This window comes from Nocardia sp. FBN12 (assembly GCF_050320175.1).
In the GTDB taxonomy this organism is placed as follows: Bacteria; Actinomycetota; Actinomycetes; order Mycobacteriales; family Mycobacteriaceae; genus Nocardia.
Map to the genome: position 1 here is coordinate 155,725 of NZ_CP190048.1, position 12,903 is coordinate 168,627.

Below are 12,903 nucleotides of genomic sequence, written 5' to 3' on the forward strand. Positions count from 1 at the left end.
ATCAACTCACCTCCCAATCTCTCGCACCACGTCGAACTCGGACGCATGATCTTAACACCGCACCGTCAGCCGCCGAATCCGCCGTCGATGTTCAAGCTGGCGCCCGTGATGTAGGCCGCCTCGGGCCCGGCGAGGAAGGAAACGAAAGCGCCGACCTCCGCCGTGGTCCCGAATCGGTCGACCGCCATCACGCCGAGCATGGCCGACGCGGCAGGCCCATCGGCCGGGTTGGCGTCGGTGTCGACCGGGCCCGGCTGCACGTTGTTGATGGTGATTCCGCGCGGGGCGAGCTCGCGGGCGAGTCCGCGGGTCAGGCTCGACAGTGCGCCCTTGGTCATGGCGTAGATCGACCCGCCGGGGAACGGCATGCGGTCGGCGTTGATGCTGCCGATGTTGATGATCCGCCCGCCTTCGCCCAAGTGTGCCAGCGATTCCCGGATCGCGACGATCGCCGACCGCACGTTGACTGCCAGCATCGCGTCGATCTGAGTCATCGTCAGCTCGGTGATCTCGGTGAAGCTTCCGACGCCGGCGTTGTTGACCAGGATGTCGAGCCCGCCGAACCGGTCGACCGTGTGCGCGACCGCGGACACGACATCCTCTTCGGCCAGGCTGTCCGCGCGGATCGCGTGGGCGACGCCCCCTGTCGCGGCCACGGCGGTGACTACGTCGTGCGCGCTCTCCTTGGCGTTCGCGTAGGTGAATGCCACCCGTGCCCCGTCGGCGGCCAATCGGGCGACGATGCCCGCGCCGACGCCCCTGGATCCGCCTGTCACCAGCGCGGTCTTGCCTTCGAGTGGTCCTGTCGCCATGTGCGTCATCCTTGATTTTCGAGTTATGGAGTGTTCCCTCAAAAATTGCAGACGCGTCTGGACTTTGTCAATTATTGAATGCTCCCTCCATAACTGCTACGGTCGAGAGATGGCCAGGCCGAGGAAGTTCGACGAGCAGACTGTGCTCACTGCCGCGCGATCGAGGTTCTGGCGCGATGGCTACGCCGCCACGTCGGTCCAGGACCTGACGGACGCGACCGGGGTCGGGACGCAGAGCCTGTACGGGGCGTTCGGCAACAAGCACGACTTGTTCGTCCGGATTCTGGAGGACTACTGCGCCCGTCAGTCCGCTGGACTCGAGGGCGCTCTTGCTGCCGACCCGAGCCCATGGCACGCAGTCGCCTCGGCGGTCACCTTCGAGGACGGCGGCCGCCTGGAGCTACCACCGCAAGGCTGCCTGATGGCCAACAGCGCCGCGGCGCTGAGCTCACAAGACGAGCAGGTCAGGGCGATGGCCTGCCAGGCCTATAACGGCACGCTCGAACTGTTCGTTCGGCAGCTCGGTCTGGCTGAGGAGGCGGGTGAAATCGATGCCGACATCGATGCGGAGCAGACTGCCCGCGCACTGATCGCTGTCATGCAGGGAATCGAATTCCTGCACAAGTCAGGCATCGGTGACGACGAGCTACAGCGTGCGAAGAGCGCGGTGCTGCAGATGATCGACCGCGCCTTCGCGCGCTGACACCATTTCCGGGGAAGGCACCGTGACAACTATCGGCATCATCGGCGCAGGCGAGGTCGGGAGCCAGATCGCCCGTGCGGCCATCGCGAACGGCTACGACATCGTCATCGCCAACTCCCGCGGACCCGAGACCCTCCGTGACCTGATCGCCGAACTCGGTCCGTCGGCGCGCGCCGCGGGTGCGGCCGAGGCCGCGGCGGCCGGTGACTTCGTCGTGGTGGCTGTCCCGCTCGAGCTGGTCAACAACATGCCCGTCGACCAGCTCGCGGGAAAGATCGTCCTCGACACGAACAACTACATGGCGTGGCGCGACGGCCGGTTCCCGGCGGTCGAATCAGGCGCGAAGACGGTGCACGAGCTGCGCCAGGATCACCTGCCGACGTCCAAGGTGGTCAAGGCTTTCACGCATATCCAGGCGCCGCGCATCACCACAGCGGGTCGACCTGCGGGGACTCCGGGGCGGCTGGCGTTGTCGGCGTCGAGTGACTTTCCCGAGGCGGTGGATCTCGTGACACGGCTGTACGACCAATTCGGCTTCGACACCGTCGACAACAGCCCGCTCGGCGAATCCTGGCGTAGCGGTCCTGGCCAGCCCGCGTGGGTCGCGCACGAGTCCCAGACGCGTGCGGAACTGATTGCCAATCTCGCCGCCGCGCGACGAAATATCTTGGCCTGAAGGCTGATTCGGCAAGAAGCCGCCGACGGCAAGTGGTGCGGAGGGCCTGATCTACGAGGCATCAAGTCTTGTTACGGCGTCGAGCTCGGCGACGACAGCCGCGGTGGCCTCGGGTGCTATCTCGATCAGGTGCCTGATCGGAACGTGCCAGTCGGTGATCCGCAAGGCCCGTGCCACCGCATGCGTGCGGCGACGCGAATCCTGAGTCGCCGTTGCCGCGAGGAGAGCTTGGGCATGCTCGTCAGGGGTGGCGAGGATATCGATGGATTCGGCGATGGATTCTGCTCGGTCGACGTCGCCGATCTTGGCTGCGGCTTCCGCCACCGACACCAGAATCCGCGCCTGTGTGTAGCGGTTGCTGATGGAGTGGGCGAGGGCCTCGGCTCGCCCGATCAACGCGCTGACTCGATCGGCATCACCGGTCATGGCGAGGGACTCCGCCACCGACACCAGCGCGCTCGCTTGCTGGTGGGCGTCGGTAATGGCGTTGGCGACAACCTCGGCCCGTCCGATGAAGTCGCGTGCGCGGTCGACATCACCGATGCTGGCTACGGCATCAGCCACCAACCCCAGGACGCGCACAGCTCTCGCTTGCTCGAGGTTGTTGCGAATGGCGCTGCTGGTGTGAACGGCGTGGGCGATCGTTTCGGCACGTGCGATCAACGCGTCTGCTCGATCGACATCGCCGGCCGTAGCTACCGCGTCAGCCATCGACACCAGAACGCGCGCCTGCTGCTCGGTGTCGGACAGGGAGTCGGCGAGAGTTCCGGCGCCGTCGAGGTCGCCGGTCTCGGCGGCGGTTCGGGCGCGGTCGAAGTCGAGGGTCCTAGCTGCTACCCGGACAGATGACTCCAGACTCCTCGCCCGTTGGTAGCGGTTTTGCTGTGCGGACAGCGTAAGGGTGCGGGCGATGTCCGCAGCGCGCGCGATCAACGCTTCCGCTCGGTCGAATTCACCGGCCTTCCAACGATTTCACCCACCGACTTCAGTGCCGTCGCCTGCGTGTAGAGATCGGCGATGGACTCGGCGACGGCCGTAGCTCGGTCGAATTCGCCGGTCTTCGCGATGGCGATGGCCACCCAAGACAAGGCCTGTTTCTTTTCGTCATGGCTGGTGATCGTGCGGCTCATGGCATCGGCGCGGGCGATCAGCGCGCGTGCTCCATCGCGATCACCAGCATCGATCGCGGCGGCGGCCACCGAAGTCAAGGTATGTACGGTGCGTTCCTGCCGGGACGGGTCGGGGATCGAGCGGGCGATGGCTTCGGCGCGCGTGATCAGTGCGGCTGCGCGATCGAAATCGCCGGCCCTCGTGGCGGTTTCAGCCACCGACGCCAATGCCCATACCTTGTGTCTGACCACGCCGATGGAGTTGGCGATCGACTCGGCGCGGGCGAAGTCGCCGACCCTGGCAGCACCGTCAGCCACCGACACCAGCACCCGCGCCTGCTGGCCGAGCATCAGCCAGGAGTCGGCGGGGATCGAGTGGGCGATCATGTGGGCGCGCGTGATCAGGGCGGCCGCGCGATCGAAATCGCCGGCTTTCGCTGCGGTTTCCGCTACCGACACCAGCACCCACGCCCGCAGTTCGAGCTTGGTCAGGGAATCGGCGATGGTCTCGGCGCGTGTGATCAATGTCGCCGCCCGGCGGAGGTCACCTGCCCTGGCTACTGCTCCGGCCGCCGACGCCAGTCCCTTCGCTTGCCAATAGTCGTAGTCGATGGAGTCGGCGATGGTTTGGGCGCGGTCAGCGTCACCTGCCTCAACCGCGGCTTCGACCAGCAACACCAGCGCCCGTGCCCGGCGCTCGGGGTCGGTGATGGCGTTGGCGACGGCCTCAGCCTGCTCGGGATCACCGGCTTTCGCGGTGGCGACGGCCACCGACACCAGAGTCGACGCGTGTGCATAGCGGTCAGTGATGGAACGGGCGATGGTTTCGGCGCGCACAATCGAGGCGGCCGCTCGGTCGAGGTCACCGGCCTTGACCGCGGCCTCAGCTACCGACGTCAGCGCGTACGCCTGCTCCCTTGGCTGGGTAATGGAGTCGGCGATGGTCTCGGCGCGCGCGATCAGGGTGGACGCGCGATCGATGCCGCCGGCGGCTGCTATGACCCCGGCCACCACTGCCAGCGCCGACGCCCGATACTCGGGGTCGGTGATGGAGTCGGCGATGGTTTCGGCGCGGTCGAGGTCACCGTATTCGGCGGTCGCTTCGGCTACCGACGCCAGCGACCGGGGGTCTTGATTCTTCGTCTGCTGGTCGGTTTGGGAACGGGCGATGGCCTCGGCCCGGTCGACCTGCCCCAAAAGTGCCCATACGACGGGAAATCCGGGCGCAGTCGTGCTGTTCTGGTCGCGGAGATGAGTGCGGTGGATGGCCAGACGCACCATCGCGATCAGCTCGGGGTCCTGCTGAGCAGCGACGGAATCCTGGCTCGTGAGGATCTCGGTGAACGCTGCGGCGTCACCGCCGGACAGCTCGAGCAGGCGCTGTCGGCGTGCGAGATCGGTACCGCACATGACCATTCGGGCCACATCGTCGGTCGTTTGCAGCATGGTGAAATAGCGACGCAGCAGAAATTCCGGTGTGGATGGTGGCCAGTGTTCGTCGCGGTAGCTCTGCGCCCACTCGTGCAGTCGGTCGCGGCTCGCGGCCATCAGCTGGGTACCGAGGCGTCGTTGGGCGATCTCGACCAGGGTCTCGTGGGCGAGTGTGTACACCGGATCGGCAGGGTTGTCGCCGTCCGTGGCGGTGACGGCCCGGAAACCCCACCCGGTCATGTCGTCGAGCAGCGGGTGGATCTCGGACGGTGCCAGGTCGGTGAGTTCTTCGAGTTCGCCGATGGTGAGACCGTTGGCCGCGGTGATCAGTGCGAGCAGCGCGCGGTGGCGGGCGGGCCCGTTCAGCAGGCTTTCGAGTTCGGTGACGGCCAGTTCGCGGATGTCGGCGGCGAACGCGGAGTCGGGGAGCTGGTAGCGCGAAGCGGCGGCCAGTGGGTGGTCGTGGGTGATGGGCAGGCGTGCTCCGCGCCGACTCGAGATGATGACGCGGAGGTTGCCGCAGACCTGTGTGGGCAGCAGGCTGATGATCGGCGGGTGTCCGCGGTCCTCGTCGAGGCCATCGACCACCAGCACCAGCTGTCGTCCGGCGGCGGCTTCGCGGTCGGCGGCGACGGTGAGCAGTTCGGCGCGCAGGCCGTCGCGGTGGACCGCCGCGGTGAGAATCTGATCCCGGCGGTCGGGTAGCAAGATGGCGAGCTGGTCGAGGACCGCGGTGGTGAAGGCGGTGTGGTCACGCTGGGCTGAGAGCCGATTGGTGACGAAGAACCCGATCACGGTGAGATCCGGTGGCGGGTTCAGCACGAACGTCGACAGCAACGCAGTCTTGCCCGCCCACGGTGCGCCCTGAACCCACAGGTATGGCTGGTCGCCGCGGCAGAATTCGGCCAGCATCGCCAGCTCGCCGTCACGGCGTGGTTCGTCGTCCTCCGGCGTGGTCACCAGCGGCCGGCCGTGATTGTCGCTGTCAGTGCGGGATTCACGGCGAATGGCAGCGACTCGTGAATCGATCCGGCGTGCACAGAGGCAATATAGCTGGATGCGTGCTGGACCGCGCCACAACGATACGGCTGCAGTGGATCTCGATCCCGGTGGCTATTTCTTGGCGGCGGCCCGGTTCGACAGGGAAACGAAGGAAGCCCCTGACCGTTGGACCTGGTCAAGGGCTTCCTGTTGTGCGCCATCAGGGACTTGAACCCCGAACCCGCTGATTAAGAGTCATGCGGAATAGCGCTATCCAGGCATTTCAGAGAAATTCGCCGCAGCAAAACGCCAGGTCATGGGTGTAGTTGCAGGGTGTAGATCGCAGTTGCGTGCGAATAGATGTGGGTAGTATTTATGGGTAGTAGGAAATGGGTAGTTGCCAATAACTGCCCAGTAATTCATCCGGGTAATTAATCCGGAAAACCCATTCATCCCCAGAGAGAACCAGTGACCAAGCTGATCCGCCGCGTCCCCAACGGTGCACCGAGTTGCACCTTCGACAAGACCAAGAAGGTGTACCGGGCACGACAGAAGAACCCGACCGGCGGACCCCGGCTCGAAGCCACATCCACCGACTACAGCCAGGCCCTCGACAAGCTGCGCGTGATGTACAACCGCGCACTGTCGGGCCTCTCGCCGACCGGCGAACGCGGATCGGTCGAGGAGTGGATGCGCACCTGGCTCACCGACATCGTCGCCCGCAGGTCTGCACCCAAGACCGTCTCGTCCTACAAGTCCGTCATCAACCACCACATCATCGAGCTGATCGGCGACATCCAGCTGCGCCGCCTCACCGTCGACGACCTCGACAACATGTATGACGCGATCGTGATCCGCGTCCGTGAAGGCAGCTCGGGTCGCTACGACGGCATCTCCACCTCGCGGCTGGCACACCGCATCATGCACGCGAGCCTGCGCGATGCCCTCAAGCGTGAACGTGTCGACCGTTCCGTCGCCGAGATTGCGACACCGCCGAAGGCGCTGCCGTCCAACCGACGCGCCATGACAGCGACCCAGGCGATGAACCTGCTACGGACCGCCTACGACAGCCAGAGCGACTTCACCGTCGTCCTGGCAGTGCTGCTGTTTACGGGCGTACGCATGGGTGAAAGCCTCGGACTGACCTGGGACCGCGTCGACCTCCCCACCAACGCCGAAGGCACCAACGGCACAGTCGACGTCACCTGGCAGCTCCAGAGCTTCCACAAGCTGCACGGCTGCGGCGATGAACACCCCGACAACGGCTGGCCCTGCCGCAAGATCCGCGGCTTCCGGTGCCCGGACGGATACTTCGATTTCCGGCCCGACTACAAAGTCCATCACCTCGTCGACTCCCTGTTCCTCTCACGCCCCAAGTCCTCGGCTTCGATCCGCAAGCTGCCCCTGACTCCTCAGCTCGCCGCGTTCCTCACTGTTCAAGCCCGCAAGACTCGCGGCGTCCCAGGCAACCGCCACAACCTCGTGTTCTTCGATCCTCGATACGAAGAAGCCCGTCCGATTCCACCCCGCTATGGATGGCAGATGTTCAAGGACGCCGTCATCGCCGCCGGCCTGCCGCGCGACCTCGTCGTCCACGAAACCCGCCACACCACCGTCACCCTGCTCACCGAAGCAGGCGTCCACCCGCAAACCATCCAGAAAATCTGTGGCCACGCCACCCTCGGCACCACCGACATTTACACCCACGTCGACCACGAGATCGCCTCAGCCGCACTCAACAAGCTCGACGAAATGATGAACCTCGGGCTACCCGGCCCGACCGTGCTCAAGCTGAGCGCGTAACCGAAATAGAAACCCCCGCAGACACCGTCAAAGCTTCTGCGGGGGCTCTCACACCAGGGAAAGGTACTCCCCGGCATGTTCAATTCTATCCACAGCACCCTGTCCAAAACGCGATGGGTGCACGTCTCAACAGCCTCCACTGTCGTCGTCAACCTGGGCGCATTCGCGATGTCGGTGGTCGCATTGACAGACCTCGCCGGATCGCACGGCGTACCCGACTACCAGGCATGGCTCCTGCCCATCGTCCTCGAAGGCCTTGTCCTCGCAGCCACCGCAGGTACCGTTAGCCTCTCGGGCAAAAGCGCGGCCTACGCCTGGGTGCTGATGATCCTGTCGATGCTCACCTCGGCCACCGGCAACGTCGTACACGCCTACCTCGGCGCTGGCAGCGTGACCAACCTCGACTCCGTCGTAGCCATGGTCATCGCTGCGATCCCACCGCTGTGGCTGCTGCTGTCCACCCATCTGACCGTCCTGCTCGTCAACGACTCCAAGCGGACCGCCCACGCGGCGTTGCACACCGAGCTGCTCACGTTCGAGGCCGCCGCAGCGGCAACGACCGTCGTGCCCGAAGTTGAACAGAGCACGGTTCGCCCATCGCTCGTGAAGCGTGACCTACCAATCGTGGCGGCCGACAACGTTGCACCGGAGGTGATCGAGGCAGTCCTCGCGACCGCTTGACTGCGCCCGGCCGGTCAACCCAGCACCACCCCGCGAACGCAGGTCGCGCAACCGCAGACACCTCGAGTGCCTGTGCGTCGCGTACCGGCGGGCCTCGGCGTGCCCATGGGTGGACCGGCCGGTTACGTTCCCATTCGTTCCGACCGGCCACGCACCCATCTCCGGTCAGTGTCGCCCCCGCGCACTGACCCGATTGTCCGAACTCGAAACAATGAAGCCGGGGAGTCGTCGGGAGTGCCTCCGCCGGAGCCTTGACGCGCAATACTGTTCACGCCGTGCACCATTCGTGGTGTACCGCATCCGACTGCACAAGGCAGGTGTCGATGAACCACGCAGACGAGCACACGGCGATGTCGCCAGATCAGACGCAGCAACTCCGCGCCGCGGCGAAGCGCTCAAGCGCTCCACACGCTGAGCGAGTGGTGGACCTGGCGATCGCTGGCATCCGCCGCGACATGACCTATGGCGACCTTGAGCGAAAAGTCGCCGAGGCCAGCCGACGAACTGTGCCTATCCCGCCCTCGCTTCTCGAGCATCTCGCCGATCAGGCGGCAAGCAAGTAGGGCCCGAAATGGCCCCGTGCCTGCGCAGACGTCGAACTAATCGCACAAGGAATCACATCGGAAGAATCCGACCGGAAAACCACTAGAGGATAATCAGCGGCTCTCGTCGGCTGGTGTAAGGGCGTGCGCTGGGCACCATTGCTGCATCTGGAGTTGCCCGTGACCGTTGCCTGTCACGAGCGTGAACACCACCAGGGCTATCCACCGGCCGTCGTTGAGCTGGACCCAGGCGTAGAGCCACCCCGGAACGTCGTTCGCCAGGCGTAGGCCTCCCAGACGAACCCTCATCGGCACCTTTTCGACTCCGATGTGCCTGGGCCGCGTCGGAATCGCAACGCTGGCGGCGACCCGTACCCGCTGCGGCGGGTCTACGACACGCCACGGTGCGGGTGAGGAGTCGACCGGCCATTTCTCGAACACATGTGCGAATCTACCCCCGCGACGCAACAGCGTCGACGGGCACCTCGACGTGCCATAAATCGGCAGTGAAGGATGTACAGCATGACCACTATGACCTGCGACGTGTGCGATGAACCTGGCGACGTTGCGCTCATCCAGCCCGGCGATACGACCGCGGACGGCCCGACGGCGTTGTGTGCAGAACACCTCACCCGGTTCTCGATCGCCCTGCTGCTGAGCCGATCGCCCGAGCTGGCTGATCGTTTCCCGCGAGAGTTCCTGCCGGAGTAGCTGACTCGATCCGGCCGGTACCGCCGATTCGGCCTACACTGCCGTTATGAGCGACCGGGATATCACCGCGCGGATTCGACTGGTCGCTACAGCTCTCCCCGCCGTAGCTGGACTGACGGTCGCAGCCGTTGTCCTCGTGGCCGCCCCGGTCGACCGGCCAGCTGACCGGCTCCTGCTGGTTGCGCTGATCGGGGTGATCATGACGGCCTTCGGAGGGCTGGCGCACATCGTCGCCAATCGCCGGTAGCGTTGCGCGGCCGACCCGGGCGCTGGTCCGGCCCGAAGGGGATGGGCCGAACCAGCATGCGCTTGGGTATACGGCCGGAGGCGCAGCACATCCTCGCCCAGTGCGAGTGCATAGCGAGACTACAGCGCTACCGCTGTTCCCACCATTCCCGCTCCGCTTCCTGGCCACTTCGCCATTCACTCACCCGATAATGGTTGATCGGCGGTGGTCCGGGTGCTGGCGGCAGCGGTTCATCCCACGTCACGTGGACGGGATACCAGCGTGTAGTACCGACATCCACATTCATTTCACGCCACTGCATCCACACGTACGCGGGGTCGGTCCCATTGTCGACCGACACTTGGTGTTGCTGTTCAGCTTTCAAAGTGCCGAGCAGCTGATTGGTCCGTTCTCCGCGGACCTTGACGTTATGCCTGATGCCCCGAGCGATGTTGACCAGGGTGTATGAGGTCTGGCCTTCTGCGGACCTTGTCCGGTAGATCTTCCAAACCGGATTGTCGATTCGCCTCGTGTTCAGCGCCTGCTCAGCAGCAAAGGCCTGACGGCGGGAATACAGAAGAGCGGCAACCGCGACGGTGACCCCAATTACCGCGACGAGTACTCCAACCACAGCGGCAATGTCTGAGGTGGACACACGGCGACCCTAGCCGTTCAGGGATTGTCTCGTCGCGACTTCACCGTAGAAGTGTTCCGACCTCGGAGTGTCGCGTCACGGCGCGTCATATGCTGCCGAAACCATCTGCGCCACCCATGTCTGCGGCACCGGTGTGAAGTGGTGGGCGTCGACCCCAACATGTAACTGTCGGCCTCGGACTCGGGCGTCCGAGTGGGTGTGGCCGTGTAGCAGCCATTGGCCGATGTCGGGCACTCGCCATTCTTCGAACCGGTTCTCCTCGGTGTGGTCGCCCTCCGGGTCGTGCCGGAATGGGAAGTGGGACAGCCAAACCCGGCTGCCTGCGATCTTGTGGACCGCGGTCTGCTGTACCGAGTCGAAGGCATGTAGAAGGTATTCGGCCTGCCACTTAGCTGCCCTGCTTCGCATCGGGTGGCAGCCGTCGTGGTTGCCGGTGATCAGGTGCTTGGTCCCGTTACGCGCCGAAAGCCAGTTCAGCGCGGCCAGTTCATTCTTCTTTCCGCCGATGCTGATATCACCGAGGACCCACACCTGATCTTTCGGTCCGACAGCGCGATCCCAGCGACGAGCCAGGTCAGCGTCCTGGCTTTCGGTGCTGGGGTAGCCGCGGGTCTCGGCGGCCCAGGCGTGCCCGATGTGAAGGTCGGAGGTGTAGAAGGTCTTCACGCGGCGACTCCGTCGAGGTTGGCGCGGCGAATCCGGTGTAGTAGATCCACGATCGGTGCTGGGTCGGCCTCGGTCGGCACGGCCGGGGTGGTGGTGTCGAACAGGTCAACGAACATGCCCAGTAGGTATTTGAGCGACATCGCCTCGGGGTCGTTGCGCACCGATGTGCCGAACTCCATCAGCCTGTCCGAGTCGCGGACCTGGACGGTGAGGCGACCGTCCCGGTACAGCTCGTAGCCCTGCTCGAGCAGTCTGGCGATGTGGCGGGCATGCTTCTCGCGGCGGCGGTCGGATGTGCTCTCGGGTGCCTGGCCGCGGCGAACGAGCTTGCCCCATTGGCTGGTCGCGTATCCGAGGTAGGCATTCCGGATCCGTTCGGCCCCAAGAAAATTCGTCCGTAGTCCGATCAACTCGTCACCGAACGGGGTCCGTACGAGGTGGTTGTCGAGCCACAACAGATCCATCGCGGACGGATTGCAGGACAACAGCAGGCCCATTGCTTTGCCGACCTCGTGGTAGGTCGCATCGTCCCCGTTGCGGCCTTTCACCGTCAGCTCGGCGCGAGTAGGTGGATACAGGCCGTGGAACAGGACGGTCGGCGCGACGTAGATTCCGGCATAGTCGGTATCTGAGTCAGGCCCGGCAAGCCCGAAGGCCTGCGACCCGACGACACCTTCCAGAAGAAGTTTCACCGCGGTCAGCCCTTCACGCACAGGACCTGGCGCAGCGTGTGCTGCACCTCGATCAGGTCGGTCTGGGCGGCAATGACCTGGTCGATGTCCTTGTAGGCAGCGGGGATCTCGTCGACGACGCCAGCGTCCTTGCGGGACTCGACACCTTCGGTCTGGGCGATCAGGTCTTCCACGGTGAACTGGCGCTTGGCGGCCGAGCGGGACATTCGGCGGCCGGCACCGTGGGAGGCGGACTGGAACGAGGCAGGATTGCCCTTGCCGCGCACGACGTAGGAGCGGGTGCCCATAGACCCGGGGATCAACGCCAGGTCTCCAGCACCTGCGCGCACGGCGCCCTTGCGGGTCACCAGCATCGGCACACCGTCGATCTCCTCTTCGGAGACGTAATTGTGATGACAGGACACCGGAGCATCGAAACCGACAGGGCGGTCACCGAATTCGGCGCGGATGGACTCGCAGACCAGGGCGAGCATGACCGCGCGGTTACGGGCGGCGTACTCCTGGGCCCATGTCAGATCGTGGCGGTAGGCCACCATCTCCGGTGTGCCAGCGAGGAATACAGCCAGGTCGCGGTCGGGCAGGTCCTGGTTGTGCGGCAGGTCCCGGGCAATCTTGGTGTGCCGTTCGGCCAGCTCCTTGCCGATGTTGCGTGACCCGGAGTGCAGCAGCACCCACACGGCATCGTCCTGGTCGAGGCAAACTTCGATGAAGTGATTCCCCGAGCCGAGGGAACCGATCTGCTTGCGTGCTCGGGATTCGAGCTGCTGCACACCGGGATGCAGGTCGGAGAACTTGGACCAGAAACGCTGCCAGAGGACCGGCGAGGCGAGACGCCGGGCACCGAGAGGCAGGCGCTTCACATCGACGGCATCTTCGTGGCTATGGAATCCGACCGGCACCGCGGCCTCGATCCGGCTGCGCAGCGAGCGCAGGTCGTCGGGCAGGTCGGCAGCGGTCAGGTCGGTGCGAACTGCTTCCATGCCGCAGCCGATGTCGACGCCAACAGCGGCAGGGGAGACTGCGTCGGGCATGGCGATGACCGAGCCGACGGTGGCACCTTTGCCCAGGTGGACATCGGGCATGACCCGCACACCGTGGACCCAGGGAAGCGCGGCGATGTTGCGCAGCTGGGCGGCGGCCTGGGGCTCGATCTCGTGCTCGTGGGCCCACATCAGGGTGGGGGCTTTGGCTCCGGCCAGTGCAACGGGAAACATT

The 12,903-nt window shown here is 65.1% G+C and carries 15 protein-coding genes; 7 read left to right on the forward strand and 8 right to left on the reverse strand.

Annotated elements, in window-relative coordinates:
• Positions 1-65 precede the first annotated feature (65 nt).
• The gene (locus ACQHI0_RS00765) at positions 66-812 is read right to left on the reverse strand and encodes an SDR family oxidoreductase (protein WP_427906007.1); all 747 of its coding nucleotides are present in this window, start codon (positions 810-812) and stop codon (positions 66-68) included.
• 142 nt (positions 813-954) lie between these two features.
• On the opposite strand from ACQHI0_RS00765, the gene ACQHI0_RS00770 reads away from it, so the two are divergent.
• Positions 955-1,515, forward strand: a complete 561-nt coding sequence (locus ACQHI0_RS00770; RefSeq protein WP_427906008.1) for a TetR/AcrR family transcriptional regulator — start codon at positions 955-957, stop codon at positions 1,513-1,515.
• Positions 1,516-1,537: 22 nt separating this feature from the next.
• Positions 1,538-2,191 (forward strand): NADPH-dependent F420 reductase, encoded by a 654-nt coding sequence (locus ACQHI0_RS00775; RefSeq protein ID WP_427906009.1) that lies wholly within the window; start codon positions 1,538-1,540, stop codon positions 2,189-2,191.
• A gap of 51 nt (positions 2,192-2,242) precedes the next feature.
• On the opposite strand, the gene ACQHI0_RS00780 is transcribed toward ACQHI0_RS00775, so the two are convergent.
• Together ACQHI0_RS00780 and ACQHI0_RS00785 are read right to left on the reverse strand one after the other, a co-directional pair.
• Positions 2,243-3,124, reverse strand: coding sequence for a hypothetical protein (locus ACQHI0_RS00780; RefSeq protein ID WP_427906010.1), 882 nt, complete (start codon positions 3,122-3,124; stop codon positions 2,243-2,245).
• Positions 3,121-5,691 (reverse strand): hypothetical protein, encoded by a 2,571-nt coding sequence (locus ACQHI0_RS00785; protein WP_427906011.1) that lies wholly within the window; start codon positions 5,689-5,691, stop codon positions 3,121-3,123. Before ACQHI0_RS00785 ends, ACQHI0_RS00780 begins: the two co-directional genes overlap by 4 nt.
• Positions 5,692-6,180: 489 nt before the next feature.
• On the opposite strand from ACQHI0_RS00785, the gene ACQHI0_RS00790 reads away from it, so the two are divergent.
• From ACQHI0_RS00790 to ACQHI0_RS00800, 3 genes are all read left to right on the forward strand, one after another.
• Positions 6,181-7,515, forward strand: coding sequence for a site-specific integrase (locus ACQHI0_RS00790; protein WP_427906012.1), 1,335 nt, complete (start codon positions 6,181-6,183; stop codon positions 7,513-7,515).
• Positions 7,516-7,590: 75 nt separating this feature from the next.
• Positions 7,591-8,196, forward strand: a complete 606-nt coding sequence (locus ACQHI0_RS00795) for a DUF2637 domain-containing protein (RefSeq protein WP_427906013.1) — start codon at positions 7,591-7,593, stop codon at positions 8,194-8,196.
• A gap of 323 nt (positions 8,197-8,519) precedes the next feature.
• Complete coding sequence (locus ACQHI0_RS00800) at positions 8,520-8,759, forward strand: hypothetical protein (RefSeq protein WP_427906014.1); 240 nt, start codon at positions 8,520-8,522, stop codon at positions 8,757-8,759.
• Between the two features lie 93 nt (positions 8,760-8,852).
• Here ACQHI0_RS00800 and ACQHI0_RS00805 read toward each other — a convergent pair whose 3' ends face one another.
• The gene (locus ACQHI0_RS00805) at positions 8,853-9,047 is read right to left on the reverse strand and encodes a hypothetical protein (protein WP_427906015.1); all 195 of its coding nucleotides are present in this window, start codon (positions 9,045-9,047) and stop codon (positions 8,853-8,855) included.
• Positions 9,048-9,260: 213 nt separating this feature from the next.
• Here ACQHI0_RS00805 and ACQHI0_RS00810 point away from each other — a divergent pair, with 213 nt between their 5' ends.
• A complete protein-coding gene (locus tag ACQHI0_RS00810) occupies positions 9,261-9,449 on the forward strand; it encodes a hypothetical protein (RefSeq protein ID WP_427906016.1) in 189 nt (62 codons plus the stop codon).
• Positions 9,450-9,495: 46 nt separating this feature from the next.
• Positions 9,496-9,696, forward strand: a complete 201-nt coding sequence (locus tag ACQHI0_RS00815; RefSeq protein ID WP_427906017.1) for a hypothetical protein — start codon at positions 9,496-9,498, stop codon at positions 9,694-9,696.
• A gap of 127 nt (positions 9,697-9,823) precedes the next feature.
• Here ACQHI0_RS00815 and ACQHI0_RS00820 read toward each other — a convergent pair whose 3' ends face one another.
• The 4 genes from ACQHI0_RS00820 to ACQHI0_RS00835 all read right to left on the reverse strand — a co-directional run bounded on the left by ACQHI0_RS00820 (position 9,824) and on the right by ACQHI0_RS00835 (position 12,902).
• Complete coding sequence (locus tag ACQHI0_RS00820) at positions 9,824-10,330, reverse strand: hypothetical protein (protein WP_427906018.1); 507 nt, start codon at positions 10,328-10,330, stop codon at positions 9,824-9,826.
• 75 nt (positions 10,331-10,405) lie between these two features.
• The gene (locus ACQHI0_RS00825; protein WP_427906019.1) at positions 10,406-10,996 is read right to left on the reverse strand and encodes a metallophosphoesterase; all 591 of its coding nucleotides are present in this window, start codon (positions 10,994-10,996) and stop codon (positions 10,406-10,408) included.
• On the reverse strand, positions 10,993-11,688 hold the full coding sequence (locus tag ACQHI0_RS00830; protein WP_427906020.1) for a nucleotidyltransferase domain-containing protein: 696 nt from the start codon (positions 11,686-11,688) through the stop codon (positions 10,993-10,995). Before ACQHI0_RS00830 ends, ACQHI0_RS00825 begins: the two co-directional genes overlap by 4 nt.
• A 5-nt stretch (positions 11,689-11,693) precedes the next feature.
• Positions 11,694-12,902 carry an RtcB family protein gene (locus tag ACQHI0_RS00835; protein ID WP_427906021.1) on the reverse strand — a complete coding sequence of 403 codons (1,209 nt, stop codon included), beginning with the start codon at positions 12,900-12,902 and terminating at the stop codon, positions 11,694-11,696.
• Position 12,903 lies beyond the last annotated feature (1 nt).

Excerpts from the sequence above, each read along its gene's own strand:
- ACQHI0_RS00810 (WP_427906016.1), top strand. The coding sequence starts at position 9,261 with ATGACCACTATGACCTGCGACGTGTGCGATGAACCTGGCGACGTTGCG.
- ACQHI0_RS00835 (WP_427906021.1), bottom strand. The coding sequence starts at position 12,902 with ATGTTTCCCGTTGCACTGGCCGGAGCCAAAGCCCCCACCCTGATGTGG.
- ACQHI0_RS00765 (WP_427906007.1), bottom strand. The coding sequence starts at position 812 with ATGGCGACAGGACCACTCGAAGGCAAGACCGCGCTGGTGACAGGCGGA.
- ACQHI0_RS00795 (WP_427906013.1), top strand. The coding sequence starts at position 7,591 with ATGTTCAATTCTATCCACAGCACCCTGTCCAAAACGCGATGGGTGCAC.
- ACQHI0_RS00815 (WP_427906017.1), top strand. The coding sequence starts at position 9,496 with ATGAGCGACCGGGATATCACCGCGCGGATTCGACTGGTCGCTACAGCT.
- ACQHI0_RS00805 (WP_427906015.1), bottom strand. The coding sequence starts at position 9,047 with ATGAGGGTTCGTCTGGGAGGCCTACGCCTGGCGAACGACGTTCCGGGG.
- ACQHI0_RS00800 (WP_427906014.1), top strand. The coding sequence starts at position 8,520 with ATGAACCACGCAGACGAGCACACGGCGATGTCGCCAGATCAGACGCAG.